Source organism: Streptomyces sp. NPDC058955 (assembly GCF_042741435.1).
Classification (GTDB): domain Bacteria; phylum Actinomycetota; class Actinomycetes; order Streptomycetales; family Streptomycetaceae; genus Streptomyces.
Genome location: NZ_JBHYKM010000082.1, coordinates 1 through 13,645, shown reverse-complemented (window position 1 = coordinate 13,645; position 13,645 = coordinate 1). Strand labels below are relative to the sequence as shown.

15 protein-coding genes are annotated in these 13,645 nt (G+C 74.8%); 8 read left to right on the top strand and 7 right to left on the bottom strand.

What is annotated here, in order from left to right; all coding sequences use genetic code 11:
- Positions 1-237: 237 nt before the first annotated feature.
- On the top strand, positions 238-1,575 hold the full coding sequence (locus tag ACFW1I_RS26435) for a protein kinase (RefSeq protein ID WP_384674489.1): 1,338 nt from the start codon (positions 238-240) through the stop codon (positions 1,573-1,575).
- 113 nt (positions 1,576-1,688) lie between these two features.
- Here ACFW1I_RS26435 and msrB read toward each other — a convergent pair whose 3' ends face one another.
- From msrB to ACFW1I_RS26415, 4 genes are all read right to left on the bottom strand, one after another.
- Positions 1,689-2,099, bottom strand: a complete 411-nt coding sequence (gene msrB / locus ACFW1I_RS26430; protein WP_384674487.1) for a peptide-methionine (R)-S-oxide reductase MsrB — start codon at positions 2,097-2,099, stop codon at positions 1,689-1,691.
- A gap of 15 nt (positions 2,100-2,114) precedes the next feature.
- Positions 2,115-3,512, bottom strand: coding sequence for a UDP-N-acetylmuramate--L-alanine ligase (murC, locus tag ACFW1I_RS26425; RefSeq protein WP_384674485.1), 1,398 nt, complete (start codon positions 3,510-3,512; stop codon positions 2,115-2,117).
- Positions 3,513-3,630: 118 nt separating this feature from the next.
- A complete protein-coding gene (locus tag ACFW1I_RS26420; RefSeq protein WP_384674483.1) occupies positions 3,631-4,101 on the bottom strand; it encodes an indole-3-glycerol phosphate synthase in 471 nt (156 codons plus the stop codon).
- Positions 4,102-4,207: 106 nt separating this feature from the next.
- Positions 4,208-4,993, bottom strand: coding sequence for a pyrimidine reductase family protein (locus tag ACFW1I_RS26415; RefSeq protein ID WP_384674481.1), 786 nt, complete (start codon positions 4,991-4,993; stop codon positions 4,208-4,210).
- Between the two features lie 36 nt (positions 4,994-5,029).
- Here ACFW1I_RS26415 and zapE point away from each other — a divergent pair, with 36 nt between their 5' ends.
- The 5 genes from zapE to ACFW1I_RS26390 all read left to right on the top strand — a co-directional run bounded on the left by zapE (position 5,030) and on the right by ACFW1I_RS26390 (position 10,093).
- Positions 5,030-6,115: a cell division protein ZapE gene (zapE, locus tag ACFW1I_RS26410; protein ID WP_384674479.1), complete on the top strand. Its 1,086-nt coding sequence runs from the start codon at positions 5,030-5,032 to the stop codon at positions 6,113-6,115.
- 34 nt (positions 6,116-6,149) lie between these two features.
- On the top strand, positions 6,150-6,575 hold the full coding sequence (locus ACFW1I_RS26405; protein WP_384674477.1) for an OsmC family protein: 426 nt from the start codon (positions 6,150-6,152) through the stop codon (positions 6,573-6,575).
- A 135-nt stretch (positions 6,576-6,710) separates the two neighbouring features.
- Positions 6,711-8,108 (top strand): alkaline phosphatase PhoX, encoded by a 1,398-nt coding sequence (locus ACFW1I_RS26400; RefSeq protein ID WP_384674475.1) that lies wholly within the window; start codon positions 6,711-6,713, stop codon positions 8,106-8,108.
- 89 nt (positions 8,109-8,197) lie between these two features.
- Positions 8,198-9,118, top strand: coding sequence for a polyphosphate kinase 2 family protein (locus tag ACFW1I_RS26395; RefSeq protein ID WP_384674473.1), 921 nt, complete (start codon positions 8,198-8,200; stop codon positions 9,116-9,118).
- 99 nt (positions 9,119-9,217) lie between these two features.
- The gene (locus ACFW1I_RS26390) at positions 9,218-10,093 is read left to right on the top strand and encodes a polysaccharide deacetylase family protein (protein WP_384674471.1); all 876 of its coding nucleotides are present in this window, start codon (positions 9,218-9,220) and stop codon (positions 10,091-10,093) included.
- A gap of 29 nt (positions 10,094-10,122) precedes the next feature.
- Here ACFW1I_RS26390 and ACFW1I_RS26385 read toward each other — a convergent pair whose 3' ends face one another.
- Genes ACFW1I_RS26385 through ACFW1I_RS26375 form a run of 3 tightly spaced genes read right to left on the bottom strand, consistent with a single transcriptional unit; the run spans position 10,123 to position 11,853 of the window.
- Positions 10,123-10,311 (bottom strand): hypothetical protein, encoded by a 189-nt coding sequence (locus ACFW1I_RS26385; RefSeq protein ID WP_319010805.1) that lies wholly within the window; start codon positions 10,309-10,311, stop codon positions 10,123-10,125.
- 46 nt (positions 10,312-10,357) lie between these two features.
- On the bottom strand, positions 10,358-11,002 hold the full coding sequence (locus tag ACFW1I_RS26380) for an ABC transporter (RefSeq protein WP_384674469.1): 645 nt from the start codon (positions 11,000-11,002) through the stop codon (positions 10,358-10,360).
- The gene (locus ACFW1I_RS26375; RefSeq protein WP_384674467.1) at positions 10,999-11,853 is read right to left on the bottom strand and encodes an ATP-binding cassette domain-containing protein; all 855 of its coding nucleotides are present in this window, start codon (positions 11,851-11,853) and stop codon (positions 10,999-11,001) included. Before ACFW1I_RS26375 ends, ACFW1I_RS26380 begins: the two co-directional genes overlap by 4 nt.
- Positions 11,854-11,925: 72 nt before the next feature.
- Here ACFW1I_RS26375 and ACFW1I_RS26370 point away from each other — a divergent pair, with 72 nt between their 5' ends.
- Positions 11,926-12,681 carry a peptidyl-tRNA hydrolase gene (locus ACFW1I_RS26370; protein ID WP_384674466.1) on the top strand — a complete coding sequence of 252 codons (756 nt, stop codon included), beginning with the start codon at positions 11,926-11,928 and terminating at the stop codon, positions 12,679-12,681.
- An 81-nt stretch (positions 12,682-12,762) separates the two neighbouring features.
- On the top strand, positions 12,763-13,645 hold an 883-nt coding region (locus tag ACFW1I_RS26365), incomplete at its 3' end, for a DUF692 domain-containing protein (RefSeq protein ID WP_384674464.1).

The following is a 13,645-nucleotide window of genomic DNA, read 5'->3' as shown; positions in this document are numbered from 1 at the left end:
GGGCGACCACACCCCCGGGCCCCCCCCCCCGCGGGGGGGGGGGGGCGCCGCGGGCCGGGCACCTGCGGCCCCCCCGGGGAGGCGGGGGGGGGCGACGCCGGAGGCGGCGCGGCCCTGGGGCCCGGAGCCTCCGGCGGAACCGGACCCTTCCGCGAAGCCGGAACCTTCGGCGAAGCCGGAGCCGGATCCCGAGGTGCCGGACGGCACGACGAACGACGACGAGGAGACGGAACGACGATGAGTGGCATGCTCGACCACGGGGACACCCTCACGACCGGCACCGGGGAGACGCTCGTCGTCGACCGGCTGCTCGGCCAGGGCGGCCAGGGCGAGGTCTACCGGGTGACCCTGCCGGACGGCTCCGCCAAGGCGCTCAAGTGGTACTACCCCGAGAGCGCGACCCCGCAGCAGCGGCGGGTCGTCGAGGACCTGGTGACCCGGGACTTCGAGGACGACCGCTTCCTGTGGCCGACCGCGTTCGTCGACGCGGCCCCGGACCGCTTCGGCTATCTGATGGACGTGCGGCCGGACCGCTTCCGGGGCCTGCCCGAGCTGTTCCGGCGGACGGTCACCACCAGCTTCCGCGAGCTGCTGACCGCGTGCCTGTACACGGTGGAGGCGTACCAGGCGCTGCACTCGCGCGGGATCGCCTACCGGGACATCTCCTGGGGCAACATCTTCTTCGACCCGGCCACCGGCGAGGTCCTGGTCTGCGACAACGACAACGCGGTGGTGGAGGGCGACCAGAGCGGCATCTCCGGCACCATGGGCTTCATGGCGCCCGAGCTGGTGCGCGGCGACCCGGGGGCGATGCCCGGCACACAGAGCGACCTGCACTCGCTGTCGGTGCTGCTGTTCATGTTCCTGACGAACCATCACCCCTTCAAGGGGGCGCGCGAGTTGGCGATCCGCTGCCTGGACGAGCACGCGGAGCGCAAGCTGTACGGGCGGGACCCGCTGTTCCTCTTCGACCCGGACGATGCGGACAACCGCCCGGACCCGGTGGAGCACACCACGGTGCTGGCGCTGTGGCCGCTCGTCCCGCCGTCGCTCCAGCGGCTGTTCACGCAGAACTTCACGGTCGGGCTGCGGGAGCCGTCGGCGCGGGTCCGCGAGTCGCAGTGGCGGGACGCGCTGCGGGCGGCCCGGGACGCGGTCGTGGAGTGCCCGAACTGCGGCCGGCAGAACATGACCGAGCCGGGCACGGCGACGCCCGGCACCTGCTGGAAGGACGCGGCCCCGCTGGTGCTGCCGCCCCGGCTCGTGGTGACCACCCCGCCGCCCCGGACCGAGCGGCACGTCCTCCTGGGGCGGGCGGCGCGGATCCACCGCCACCACCTGGCGGCCGAGCCGACCCGGCACGACTACTCGGACGGCAGTCTCGTCGCCGAGCTGGTCGAGCACCCGCAGAAGCCGGGCCGGTACGGGCTCGCCAACCGCTCGGCGGACGCCTGGACCGGCACCCGCTCCGACGGCACCAGCCAGCGGATCGTGCCGGGCCAGACGGTGCCGCTGCGCTCCGGACTCGCGCTCGAACTGGCCGACGGGGCACGGGCCGTGGTCCGCGCCCGCTGACCGGACACGTACGGTTCGACGGCGGCGAGCGCGGTGCGCGCCCGGCCCCGGTCGACCGGGCGGTCCCCCCCTGGTCCGTCACCGGACACCTCAGGAGGGACCGCCCGCGCGTGTCAGTCCTCTTCCGCGGGCTTCAGGCGGAGCGAGATGGAGTTGATGCAGTACCGCTGGTCCGTGGGGGTCGGGTAGCCCTCGCCCTCGAAGACGTGGCCCAGGTGGGAGCCGCAGCGGGCGCAGCGGACCTCGGTGCGGCGCATGCCGTGGGAGGTGTCCGTGACCAGTTCGACGGCGTCGCTGTCCTTCGGGTCGAAGAAGGACGGCCAGCCGCAGTGCGACTCGAACTTCTCGTGCGACGTGAAGAGCTCGGCCCCGCAGGCGCGGCAGGAGTAGACGCCCTCCGTCTTGGTGTCCGTGTACTCACCGCGGAAGGCGGGCTCGGTGCCGGCCAGCCGGAGCACCTGGTACTCCGACGGGCTCAGCTGCGCCTGCCACTCCGCGTCCGACTTCTCGACCTCGTACGCCATCGTGCGTCCACTCCCTCAGTTCGCCAGGCGGGCCAGGATCAGCGGACCGAGGTCCGTGACGTCGCCCGCGCCCATGGTCAGAACGAAGTCGCCGGGGCGGACCATTCCCGCGATCGCCTCGGGGACGGCGGTCTTGTCGTGGACGGCGGTGACGTCGGCGCCGGCCGCGCGGGCGGCGTCGAGGATCAGCTCGCTGGTGACGCCGGGGATCGGGTCCTCGCGGGCCGGGTAGATGTCCAGGACCACGGAGCCGTCGGCGAGGGCGAGGGCGTCGCCCATCTCCTTGCCCAGCTCCTGGGTGCGGGAGAAGAGGTGCGGCTGGAAGACGACGAGGAGGCGGGAGTCTCCGGCGGCGCCGCGCATGGCCTCCAGGTCGGCGGTCATCTCGGTGGGGTGGTGCGCGTACGAGTCGATGACCTGGACGCCGGCGGCCTCGCCCTTGAGCTGGAGGCGGCGGCCGACGCCGGTGTAGGCGGTGAGGGCCTGGGCGAGGGCGGCCGGGTCGAGCCCCGCGCGGGCGCCGGCGGCGAGGGCCGCGGCGGCGTTGTGCGCGTAGTGGCGGCCGGGGACGGAGACGGTGAAGGTGTGCTCGGTGCCGTCGAGGGCGACGGTGACCTCGCTCTTCATCCCGTTCGGGACGATCTTCAGGATGCGGGCGTCGGAGTCCTCGCCCTCGCCGACGGTGACGACGGAGAGGTCCTGGCGGCCCTCGGCGGCGACGCGGCGGGCCAGTTCGCGGGCGCCGGCGTGCTCGCCGACGACGAGGGTGCCGCCGGGGCGGATCTTGGCGGCGAACTTCTCGAAGGACTCGTAGATCTCGTCCATGGAGGCGTAGTTCGCGTGGTGGTCGAGCTCGACGTTGAGGACGATCGCGACCTGGGGGTCGTACTTCTGGAAGCTGCGGTCGCTCTCGTCGGCCTCGGCGACGAACACCTCGCCGGCGCCGTGCCGGGCGTTGGTGCCGGGGCCGGCGAGGTCGCCGCCGATCGCGTACGAGGGTTCGGCGCCGAGCTCGGTGAGGGCGACGGCCAGCATCGAGGTGGTGGTGGTCTTGCCGTGGGTGCCGGCGACGGCGATCGCGGTCAGCCCGTCCATGAGGGAGGCGAGCGCGTCGGAGCGGTGCACGACCGGGATGCCGAGCTCGGCGGCGCGGGCCAGCTCGGGGTTGTCGGCGCGGATGGCGCTGGAGACGACGACGGCGGAGGCGTCGTCGGCGAGGTGGTCGGCGGCGTGGCCGATGTGCACGGTGACGCCGTGGGCGCGGAGCGCCTCGGCGGTCGGGGAGTCCTTGGCGTCGCTGCCGGCGACCTTGGCGCCGCGCTGGGCAAGGATCTTCGCGATGCCCGACATTCCGGCACCGCCGATGCCGATGAAGTGCGGCCGTTCCATGGCGGCAGGGATGGCGGGTGCCATGTGGTTCTCTCCCCGGGTGTGCGGTGTCGCTGACGTGCCCAGGGTAGTGGCTGCGGCCGGGCGGCCCGGGAAGGCGGCCGGGGACACGGGTCGGTCCGTGCCCCCGGCCGGTCCGTGACTACTCGCTGTGCGCGAACAGCTTCAGGACGGGGACGCCGACCTTGTGGCGGGCGCGGGAGGCCCAGTCGCGGTGGAAGAACTCCTCCACGTAGTGCGGAGCGGTGAGGACGATCACCTCGTCCGCCTCCGCCTCGTCGACGACCGCCTTCATCTTGTCGAGGGGGTGGTCCTCGACCACCTGTCCGACCGCTTCGCAGCCCGCCTCTCTCAGGGCCCGGAGCGAGTGCTCCAGGGCCAGCTCGGCCGGCTCGCGGGCCTCCTTCCCCTCCGGTTCCTCGCCCTCCCTGGTCGCCTCCTTGAGCTCGCCCATGGCGACGTCGTCGATGGCGCGCAGCAGGAGATCGGCCTGGTCACCGCGCGGCTGCATCAGCACGATGAAGGACACGGTCTCGTCGCCGTGCAGGGTGGTGACGAATTCCACGTCCACGGACGTCAGGGGCTTCTCGATCATCAGAACGCTTGTGAACACCTCAGGAGCCCTTCTGCGGAAACCATCCTTCCCCGTGACCGCACGGGGACTGCGACTGTGATTGTGCCCAGCCGACGCTAAGCGGAACGGGAAATTCCGCCGATTGTCAGATCCGACGGTAGCGGCTGAAGAGGAAGCCGTCCTGCTCCAGCAGAGAAGCCAGCCCAAAGCGTGTCGGATGTACGAGCGAAGGCCCGTGAGCGATCCGCTGGGCATCACCCGCTGTCATCGTCGGGGACACGGTCAGGCACAGCTCGTCGAGCACCTCGGCGGCGGTGAACTGGCCGAGCAGCCGGGGCCCGCCCTCGGTGAGCTGCCGGCGCAGCCCGCGCTCGGCGAGGAGCGCGACCGCGCGGGCCGGGTCCACGGCGGCCCCGTCGCCGGCGAGCAGCACCTCGACGCCGGCCGCCCGCGCGGCGGCGATCCGGTCGGCGGGAGCGCCCGCGCCGGTGAGGACCAGGGTCGGCACCAGCGGGGAGGTGAAGAGCGGGAGGGCGAGGTCCAGGTCCAGCGAGGCGGTCACGACGGCGATCGCGGGGGCGGGGCCCTGGCCGGCGGCGGCCCGCCGGGCGGCGAAGACCTCCCGGGCGCGGGCGGGCCGGTACCCCTCCAGGCGTACCGTTTCCGCACCCACCACCACGACGTCGGCGAGCCCCCGGAGGGTGCCGAAGATCCGCATGTCGGTGTCGGAGGAGAGCGGCTGCGAGCGGCCCTCGTGCTGACCTGCCCCGTCGAGCGAGGAGACCATGTTGGCCCGCAGCCAGCGCTCCTCCCCCTCCGGGTACGCGTAGGCGTCGGCCAGCTCGTCGAGGGACCACTCCCGGTCGGCCCCGGCATCGCTGACCTGGGTCTTCGAGGCTGTCATGTCCGTCACAGGGAAGAGCTGTCGCATTCTCGCAGTCTGACACGGCGCTTACAGTGGGGAACTGTGTCGACCCGTGCCCTGAACGAAGCCGCCTCCGCAGCGGCGACCCCGCTCTCGCTGTGCTCGCGCGAGCCCCACGTCCCCGCCGACCGGCTGGTCGCGGAGATGGTCCCGCCGCCGCGCTTCGACTCGGTGCGCTTCGACACGTACCTCCCCGACCCGAACCAGCCCAGCCAGTACGAGGCCGTCAAGGTGCTCTCCGGCTTCGCCGAGTCCCTCGGCGGGGCGCACGCGACCGGCGCCGGCAAGCGCCGCTGGTTCGCCCGCAGGCCCGCCGCCCCGGCGGCCCCGCGCGGGGTCTACCTCGACGGCGGCTACGGCGTCGGCAAGACCCACCTGCTCGCCTCGCTCTGGCACGCCACGCCCGCCGAGCCCGCGCTGAAGGCGTTCGGCACCTTCGTGGAGCTGACGAACCTGGTCGGCGCGCTCGGCTTCCAGCAGACCGTGCGGACGCTGAGCGGGCACCGCCTCCTCTGCATCGACGAGTTCGAGCTGGACGACCCGGGCGACACCGTCCTCGTCTCCAGCCTGCTCGGCAAGCTGGTCGAGGCCGGCGTGGCGCTCGCCGCCACCTCGAACACGCTGCCGGGCAAGCTCGGCGAGGGCCGCTTCGCCGCCGCCGACTTCCTCCGCGAGATCCAGGGCCTCTCCGCGCACTTCCGACCGCTGCGGATCGACGGCGAGGACTACCGCCACCGGGGCCTGCCCGAGGCCCCCGCCCCCTACTCCGACCAGGTCGTCACGGAGACCGCGTACCGCGTCCCGGGCGCCTCCCTGGACGACTTCCCGCACCTCCTCGAACACCTGGCCAAGGTTCACCCGAGCCGGTACGGCGCCCTCACCGACGACCTGACGGCGGTCTGCCTCACCGACGTCGGCCCGGTCCCGGACCAGTCGACCGCGCTGCGGCTCGTCGTCCTCGCCGACCGCCTCTACGACCGCGAGATACCGGTGCTCGCCTCCGGACTCCCGTTCGACAAGCTGTTCAGCGAGGAGATGCTGAACGGCGGCTACCGCAAGAAGTACTTCCGCGCCATCTCCCGGCTCACCGCGCTGGCGCGGGACGCAAAGGGGCTCGTGGCGCAGTAGGTTGGGGGCCATACCCGATCGAAAGGGATCCACCATGGCCACCGTCCGCCACGCCCACACCGTCTGGGAAGGCGAGCTCCTCAAGGGCTCCGGCGTCGTCACCCTCGACTCCTCCGGCATCGGCTCGTACCCGGTCTCCTGGCCGGCCCGCGCCGAGGAGCCGAATGGCAAGACCAGCCCCGAGGAGCTCATCGCCGCCGCGCATTCCTCCTGCTTCTCGATGGCCCTCTCGCACGCCCTGACCGGCGCGGGCAACCCGCCCACCCGCCTGGAGACCAAGGCGGACGTCACTTTCCAGCCGGGCGAGGGCATCACCGGCATCCACCTCACCGTGCGCGGCGAGGTCCCCGGCCTGGACGCGGCCGGCTTCCAGGAGGCCGCCGAGGGCGCCAAGAAGAACTGCCCGGTCAGCCAGGCGCTCACCGGCACGACGATCACGCTGACGGCCGAGCTGGGCTGACGTTCCGTCACCCTGCCGTCGCAGGAGCGGAATTACGCCATCCGAGGCGCCGTGGACCCGCGTCATGGCATCACGCAGACCGTTGCGTGGTACATGAAGCGGGTCCACACCTGTTCCGGCGGGAAGGCCCCCCTCATGGCAGTGACTCGACGTCAGATCCTGGCCCGTACCGGCGCCTCCGTCGCCGGGATCGCCTTCACCGGCGCCCTGGCCGACCTCTTCGCCGGCTCCCCCGCCGCCGCCGAGCCGCGCGGCGGATACGGCCCGCTCCTCCCCGACCCGGCCGGCCTGCTCGACCTCCCCGCCGGCTTCTCCTACCGGGTCCTCTCCCGCGAGGGCGACCCGCTCCGCTCCGGCGAGGGCACGGTCCCCGGCCGCTTCGACGGCATGAGCGCCTTCGCCGGCCCGCGCGGCGGCGTCCGCCTCGTCCGCAACCACGAGAACCGCCCCGACGCGCCCCTCGCGGTCCCCCTCGCCCCCGGTCTGGTCTACGACCGGGGCGGCAAGGGCGGCTGCACCGTCCTCGGCCTCGACGCCGACGGCGCGGTGCTCGACGGCGCGGCCGGCGAGCGCGTCGGCATCGCCGGCACCGCGGTCAACTGCGCGGGCGGGCCCACCCCCTGGGGCACCTGGCTGACCTGCGAGGAGACCGAGGACAAGGCGGGCAGCAAGGGGTACGAGAAGGACCACGGCTTCGTCTTCGAGGTCGACCCGGCCGACCCGCACCGCACCGGGGCCGTCCCGCTCACCGCCCTCGGCCGCTTCGCGCACGAGGCCGTCGCCGTCGACCCGTACACCGGGATCGTCTACGAGACGGAGGACGCCTTCGAGCGCCCCTTCGGCCTCTTCTACCGCTTCCTCCCCGAGCGCCCCCTCGGCGGCACCGGCGCGCTGCGCGCCGGCGGCACCCTGGAGGCGCTGCGGGTGCCCGGCGTGCCCGACCTGTCGGTCGTCCAGGAGGCCGGGGCGGTCTTCGACTCCGTCGAGTGGGTGCCGGTGCCGGACCCGCAGGCGACCTCGACGCCCGTCCGCTTCCAGGACTTCGGACGCGGCGGGATCACCCACGCGCAGAAGCTGGAGGGCTGCTACTGGGGCGGCCGCTGCGTCTACTTCGTCTCCTCCTTCGCCCGGGCCTCCGACGGCTCCGGCGCCACCCACTTCGGGCAGGTGTGGAAGTACGACCCGCGCACCCGGCGGCTCACCCTCGCGGTCGTCTTCGGCCCGGACACCGACCTCCAGCTGCCCGGCGAGTCCCCCGACAACATCTGCCTCGCCCCCACCGGCGGCCTGATGGTCTGCGAGGACGGCGACGGCGCGCAGCACGTCTTCGGCGTGAGCCGGCGCGGCGAGGTGTACGCGGTCGCCCGGAACGCGCAGACGTTGACATCAGCCGCTGCCGCGGCGGGCGGTGCGCCCGGGGCGCCCGAGTGGGGCGAGTTCGCGGGCGTCACCTTCTCCCCCGACGGCGCCACGATGTACGTGAACTGCTACACCCCCGGCACCACCTTCGCCGTCACCGGCCCCTGGCGCTGACCCCGGTCCGCACCCGGGCGCGCTCGCGGGCTCCCCCGATCCGGCGCAGGATCGGGGGAGGCCGGGCGGCACGACGGAAGGGGCACGCGGTGGCGAAGCGGGACGACGGGAAGAAGGACGGCGGGAAGAAGGACGGGAAGCACGGTGGTGCCGGGCGGGCCGCGCCCCTCGGCGAGGCGCTGCGGCTCCCGCCGGGCGAGCCCGTCGACCTCTCCGCGTACGACCCCCGGGCCACCCCCGGCGTCCCGGACGGCGGCCCCGACCGCAAGGCGGCCGGGCGCGCCGCCACCGCCCTCCTCGCGCCCCGGCTCGCCGACCTCCAGGAGCGGCTGTACGCGGCGAGCACGGCCGGCGACCGGCGCCGGCTGCTCCTGGTCCTCCAGGGCATGGACACCAGCGGCAAGGGCGGCACGGTCAAGCACGTCATCGGCCTCCTCAACCCGTCCGGCTGCCGGATCCGCGCCTTCAAGGCGCCCACCCCGGAGGAGCGCGCCCATCCCTTCCTGTGGCGGGTCACCAGGGCGCTGCCGCTGCCGGGCGAGATCGGCATCTTCGACCGCTCGCACTATGAGGACGTCCTCATCGCCCGGGTCCGCGAGCTGGTCCCGCGCGCGGAGGTGGAGCGGCGCTACGAGGAGATCGACCACTTCGAGCGCTCGCTCGCCGACGAGGGGGTGACGGTCGTGAAGGTCTTCCTGCACCTGTCGTACGAGGAGCAGCGCAGCCGTCTGCTGGAGCGCCTGGACAACCCGGAGAAGCACTGGAAGTTCGACCCGGCCGACATCGAGGAGCGGACCCGCTGGCCCGCCTACCAGGAGGCGTACGAGCTGGCCCTGGAGCGCTGCTCGACGCCCGGCGCGCCCTGGTACCTGGTCCCGGCGGACCGCAAGTGGTACCGGAACTGGGCGGTCAGCACGCTGCTCCTGGAGCACCTGGAGGCGCTGGACCCGCAGTACCCGCCGGGCGGCTTCGACGTGGCGGAGTGCCGGCGCCTGCTGCTCGCCACCTGAGCCCTGACGGGTGACGCGGCGCGCCGCGCCCCGGGGTGCGGCGACAGGGCTTCACATCCGATCGGATAACTTCCGTTCGTGACCATTCCTGTACGTAAAGTGGCGGCACTCGGTCTGCTGGGTGCCGTTCTCATCGGCTGCGGCGGGGGCGCCGACACCGCTTCACCTCCCTTGGGCCGGACCTCCCCCACGGCGACGGCGGAGCCGACCGCGGCCCCGGGCCCGAAGCCCGCGAAGCCCGCCCCCGCCGCGAAGCCCGCGCCCGCCGCGCCGCCCACGATGGCGGCCGGGCCCCAGGGCCGCACCCCCGTCTACGAGCGCCGGACCGGCCGCGGCACCGAGAAGGTCGTCGCGCTCACCTTCGACGCCGACATGACCGCCGACCAGGGCCCCCGGGCGGCGCGCGGCGAACGCTTCGACAACCCGGAGCTCATCGCGACCCTGCGCCGGCTGGAGGTGGACGCGACGGTCTTCATGACCGGCCGCTGGGCTGAGGAGTACCCCGACCAGGCCCGGTCCATCGGCACCGACCCCCGCTTCGAGATCGCCAACCACTCCTACAGCCACTACGCCTTCGCCGAGCCCTGCTACGGCCTGCCGACGGTCGCCGAGCCGGACATGGCGGCGGACGTGAAGCGCGCCTTCGACTCCTTCCGGGACGCCGGGGCCGTCAACGTCGTGCCGTACTTCCGCTTCCCCGGCGGCTGCTACGACGACACCGCGCTGCACGCGCTCGCCCCGGCGCGGGTCACCGCCGTGCAGTGGGACGTGGTCGGCGGGGACGCCTTCGCGAAGGACCCGGACGCGGTCGCGGAGCAGGTGCTCTCCGGCGTCCGCCCGGGCTCGCTGGTGGTCCTCCACTGCACCCGCAGCGCCGCCCCGGCCACGGAGCGCGCGATCCGCCGGATCGTCCCCGAACTCCGCGCCCGCGGCTACCGCTTCGTGAAGGTCTCCGAGCTGATGCGCGCGGGCTGAGCCGGCCGTCCGGCGGCTCGCCCTCCGGGTCAGCCGGAGCAGGCGGTGCGCTGGGCCTCCTGCCACTCGCAGACCGGGCACAGGACGACGCCCTTGACCGACTCCGCGTACTCCGTCGGCTCCAGGCACAGCACACAGCGCGCGTACGGGCCCTCGGCCGCCTTCGGCGGGCGGGGCGCGGGCTCGGGGGTGCAGAAGGCGCCGGATTCCGTGGTCATGACATCGAGGCTACTCCGGTGCGGAGGTGGGCCCCGCGGCCCCGCCTCACTCCAGACGGGCGACCGCCCGACAGGACGCGGCCGCCGTCGCCGCGGCGGCGAGGACGGCGGCGGCGCAGGCGGCCCACGGCGGGCCCGCCGTGCCCTCGGCGGCGACCAGGGCGGTGACCGCGTGCTTCGCGGGCGAACCGGTCGTCACCAGGACCAGCAGCGACCCCAGGAGCAGCGCGGCCACCGACCAGCCCGGCGCCTTCACGAACGGCCGGGCGGCGAGCGCGCCGACCGCCCCGCCGGTGAGGGCGCAGGCGGTGGTAGCCAGGGCCCCGGCGAGCAGGGCGTCCGGGCCGCCCGTCCCGGCGAGGTCGCCGGTGGCCGTCACCGCGCCCGTCGCCACCGCGCCGGCGAGCACCGGCCAGCCCGCGCCGGTGAGGAGGGCCGCCAGGTGCGCGCGGGACCGGCCGCCGGCCGCGGCCACCACGGCCCGGGCGGCGGGCGGCTCCTGCGTCAGACAGATCCGCACCGTCCAGGCGGAGACCGGCACGAGACCGGCCGCCGCGATGCCGAGCGAGCCGAGGACGGGATCGCCTGGCCGGACGCCGACGGCGACGAGGGCCGCGTACAGGAGCAGCGGGGCGAGCCACCGCTGGGAGCGGAAGAACAGGGCGGAGTGGAACCGCAGCAGCGCCGTCACACCCGCTCCCCTTCCCGACCGGACTCGACCCGGTGCACGTGCCAGGAGGCGGCGAGCAGCACCCGCAGCAGGTCGTCGGAGGCGGCGGCGTCCACGCGGAAGAGGGTGCCCTCGCCGGTCGCGGCCGGGGTGGCTCCGCCGGGGAGGGGGTCGGGCAGCGGCCGGTCCCCGGAGGCGACGACGCGCACCGGGGCGGGACCGGCCGGGTGCGACTCCGCCCGGACCCGGCCGCCCTCGACGCGCAGGGTGGTGTCCGCCTCGCCCGCCAGCCGGCGCGGGTCGTGGTCGACGAAGAGGACCGTGGCGCCGGCCGCGACCCGCTCGCGCACCGCGGCGTCGAGCTCCGCGCGGGCCCCGGTGTCGAGGCCCGTCCACGCCTCGTCGAGGACGAGGAGGCCGGGCTCGGCGAGCAGCGCCTGGGCGACGGCCACCTTCTGGGCGCTGCCCTTGGAGAGGCCTGCGAGGGCGGTCCCGGCGTACGCGCCGGCCCCGAACCGTTCGAGCCACTCCCCCGCCCGGGCCCGGGCCGCGCCGCCGCCGAGGCCCTGCAGGCGGCCGAGGTGGACCAGATAGTCGAGGGCGGTGAACGGCAGGGCGGGCGGAAAGCGCTCGGGGACGTACGCGGTGCGGGCCGGGCGGCCGGTGATCCGGCCCTCGGCGGGGGCGTCGACCCCGGCGACCAGGCGCAGCAGCGTGGACTTCCCGGTGCCGTTCGCGCCGCCGGCCCGGACGAGCCGGCCGGCGGCCAGTTCCAGGTCGACACCGCGCAGCACCCACGGGCCGCGCGCGCCGTACCGGCGCCCGACCCCCGCGAGCCGCACCGGCTCCCGTACCCTCACCGACGTCGTCATGCCGTCGATCCTCGCCCGGCCGCCGCCCCGGCCACAAGATCCGGCGGTCGGGGCCAGTGGCAGACTTGCCGGGTGAGCAGCCACGACACCGACCCGAGCACCGAACCGGGCACCGACCCGGGCAGCGACCCCCGCGACGAGAAGCCGCAGTTCGTCCTGCCCCTGGTGGTGCGCATCGAGAAGGACGCGCCCCCGGCCCGTACCGACGCCCTGGAGACCGCGGCCCGTGCCGTGCTCCGGCTCCTGACCGACGAGCGGGCGCTCGGCGAGGGGGAATGGGCGCGGGCCGTCGCCGACTGGGAGGACGCCCGCATCCGCAAGGTCGTCCGGCGGGCGCGCGGCGCGGAGTGGCGGCGCGCCGGAACCCTGCCGGGCCTCACCGAGACCGGCGCGCGGGCCGAGGTACGGGTCTTCCCGCCGGTCCCGCTGGACGGCTGGCCCAAGGACCTGGCCAAGCTCCAGGTCTCCGGCACCGACCTCGACGACCCGGCCGCGCCCGGCCCCGTCCCGGACGGCGCGGCCGTGCTCTGGCTCAACCCGGGGCTCGCGATGTCGGCCGGCAAGGCGATGGCGCAGGCGGGGCACGGCGCCCAGCTCCTGTGGTGGGCGCTGGACGGGACCGCCCGGGCGGCCTGGCGGGAGGCCGGTTTCCCGCTCGCCGTCCGCACGGCGGCCGAGGCCGACTGGCCCGCGCTGGCCGCGAGCGGCCTCCCGGTCGTCCGCGACGCCGGCTTCACGGAGATCGCGCCGGGCAGCGCCACGGTGGTGTCGTCGTTCCCCGGCGTCCTGGACGCTCCCGGGGCGCCGGTGGCGGGGAACCTCAAATGAAGCTCTGAACTCCTCCCTCCGGGGTTCGACCGGCGCCGCCGGGGTCATCACGTGGATGACTGAGGACCGAAGGAGGGGGACATGACGGAACTCGGCATCGGCATCGGCTGGCGTCCCGAGATCGCGGACGCGGTCGAGGAGCTGCCCGTCGACTGGGTGGAGGTCGTCGCGGAGAACGTGTGCGCCGGCCATCTGCCCGACGCGCTGGCCCGGCTGCGGGCGCGCGGCGTCACCGTCGTACCGCACGGGGTGTCGCTGGGGCTCGGCGGGGCGGACCGCCCCGACCCCGAGCGGCTGGCCGCGCTCGCGGCGAAGGCGGAGGCGCTGGGGGCGCCGCTCGTCACCGAGCACATCGCCTTCGTCCGGGCCGGCGGGCCGCTGACGGCGACCCCCGCGCTGGAGGCCGGGCACCTGCTGCCGGTCCCGCGCACCCGGGACGCCCTGGACGTGCTCTGCGAGAACGTGCGCATCGCGCAGGAGTCCCTGCCGGTGCCGCTGGCGCTGGAGAACATCGCCGCGCTGTTCTCGTGGCCGGACGAGGAGCTGTCGGAGGGGCGGTTCCTGGCGGAGCTGGTGGAGCGTACGGGGGTACGGCTCCTCATCGACGTCGCCAACCTGCACACCAACCACCGCAACCGGGGCGAGGACCCGGCGCGGGCCCTCGCCGAGCTGCCGGTGGAGGCCATCGCGTACGTGCACGTGGCGGGCGGGATCGAGCGGGACGGGGTCTGGCACGACACCCACGCCCACCCGGTCCCGGCGCCGGTCCTGGACATCCTCGCCGACCTCGCCGGCCGGGTCGCCCCGCCGGGCGTCCTGCTCGAACGCGACGACCACTTCCCGGCGGCGACGGAACTCGCCGCCGAACTCACCGCGATCCGCACCACGGTGGCGACGGCCCGCCGCGCCGCGCGCCCGGCCCCGGCCGCCGCCGACCGGCTCGCGGCCCGGCACGGTGTCGGCG

What these genes read in the sequence shown, in the direction of transcription:
- ACFW1I_RS26435 (WP_384674489.1), top strand. Translation starts at nt 238, where the DNA reads ATGAGTGGCATGCTCGACCACGGGGACACCCTCACGACCGGCACCGGG.
- msrB (WP_384674487.1), bottom strand. Translation starts at nt 2,099, where the DNA reads ATGGCGTACGAGGTCGAGAAGTCGGACGCGGAGTGGCAGGCGCAGCTG.
- murC (WP_384674485.1), bottom strand. Translation starts at nt 3,512, where the DNA reads ATGGCACCCGCCATCCCTGCCGCCATGGAACGGCCGCACTTCATCGGC.
- ACFW1I_RS26415 (WP_384674481.1), bottom strand. Translation starts at nt 4,993, where the DNA reads ATGCGACAGCTCTTCCCTGTGACGGACATGACAGCCTCGAAGACCCAG.
- ACFW1I_RS26405 (WP_384674477.1), top strand. Translation starts at nt 6,150, where the DNA reads ATGGCCACCGTCCGCCACGCCCACACCGTCTGGGAAGGCGAGCTCCTC.
- ACFW1I_RS26400 (WP_384674475.1), top strand. Translation starts at nt 6,711, where the DNA reads ATGGCAGTGACTCGACGTCAGATCCTGGCCCGTACCGGCGCCTCCGTC.
- ACFW1I_RS26385 (WP_319010805.1), bottom strand. Translation starts at nt 10,311, where the DNA reads ATGACCACGGAATCCGGCGCCTTCTGCACCCCCGAGCCCGCGCCCCGC.
- ACFW1I_RS26375 (WP_384674467.1), bottom strand. Translation starts at nt 11,853, where the DNA reads ATGACGACGTCGGTGAGGGTACGGGAGCCGGTGCGGCTCGCGGGGGTC.